The organism is Streptomyces sp. NPDC002588 (genome assembly GCF_040295925.1).
GTDB lineage: Bacteria > Actinomycetota > Actinomycetes > Streptomycetales > Streptomycetaceae > Streptomyces.
The window spans coordinates 1-1,010 of record NZ_JBEOWF010000128.1; the positions used below are offsets into that span (position 1 = coordinate 1).

The 1,010-nt window shown below is 67.0% G+C and carries 2 protein-coding genes and 1 pseudogene; all 3 read right to left on the reverse strand.

Annotation, left to right across the window (positions count from 1 at the left end; translation table 11 throughout):
* A partial coding sequence (locus ABT057_RS49110; protein ID WP_352351925.1) for a TetR/AcrR family transcriptional regulator occupies positions 1-242 on the reverse strand: 242 nt, incomplete at its 3' end.
* A gap of 347 nt (positions 243-589) precedes the next feature.
* Positions 590-790 carry a heme-binding protein gene (locus tag ABT057_RS49115; RefSeq protein WP_352351927.1) on the reverse strand — a complete coding sequence of 67 codons (201 nt, stop codon included), beginning with the start codon at positions 788-790 and terminating at the stop codon, positions 590-592.
* Between the two features lie 37 nt (positions 791-827).
* Positions 828-1,010: pseudogene (locus tag ABT057_RS49120) on the reverse strand (2,3-dihydroxybenzoate-AMP ligase); the annotation flags it as partial.

Below are 1,010 nucleotides of genomic sequence, written 5' to 3' on the forward strand. Positions count from 1 at the left end.
GCGAGCAGATCGTCCTTGCTCTTCACGTAGTAGTACAGAGCGGGGCGTGTGATGCCCATGGCCTCGGCGATGTCTCCCAGGTTGGTCCCGGCGAACCCTCGCTCGGCGAACAGCCGGGAAGCCTGTTCGAACATCTCGTTCTCGACGAGCTCGCGCCGACTCGTGGACCGGCCGCCCGGGGCCTCCTTCGCCTTGCTGCCGGGTGCGGAGTCCCCTGCGGTCGTTCGCGCGCTTTTCGTCATGCTGATGATGGTAGCCAGGTCGGAGGCGTTGCCACGCCTCCCCTTCTTCGATAGTGGTTAAAATTCGACATCAAAGTCACCCCGGTGCGGACGCCACTGACGGCCGGGGCACCAGAAGGCTCCCGTCGAGTCGCACGCGACGTCGGCCGGGCGTGTGCCGACCTTTCCGACTCCGAGATGGCGGCCGCAGGGACTTCGGCCTGCTGGTTGGGATACGGGGATGGCTCGCCGTCAGGAGATGACGGCGGGGCCTGTGCACGTGAGAGGCGGAAACGTGGGTGACCCGCAGGGCGGCCAGGGGATCGTCAGGCCTGCCGCCCTGCGGGAGTTCGGGGTTGGTGGGGCTGTCAGGTGGGGTCGAGTGCGGCGAGGCCGGCTTCTGTGAGGGTGATGTCGTTCCTGGGGGTGCTGCCGGCGACGGCGATGGCGCCGAGTGTCTGGCCGTTCTTGAGTACGGGGAGTCCGCCGGGGATGTCGGTGAAGTCGGCTGCGGCGAGGCTCAGGGCGGCCCGTTCGCCGAGGTGCTCGGTGGTCACGGTGTCGGACATGTGGGTTCCTTCCCGTGGGTGCGGTGTGGTGTGGGGGTCACCGTGGGTCTTCGGCGGCGAGTACGGCTGTGATCCTGGCGCGCAGGGCGCGTTTGTCGACTTTGGAGATGTTGGTCAGGGGGAATTCGTCGATGGGTTCGATGCGTTCGGGCCATTTGAACTTGGCGACGCCGATGCCGTCGAGGTATTGCTGGACCTCGGTGAGGTCGGGGGCCTGGGT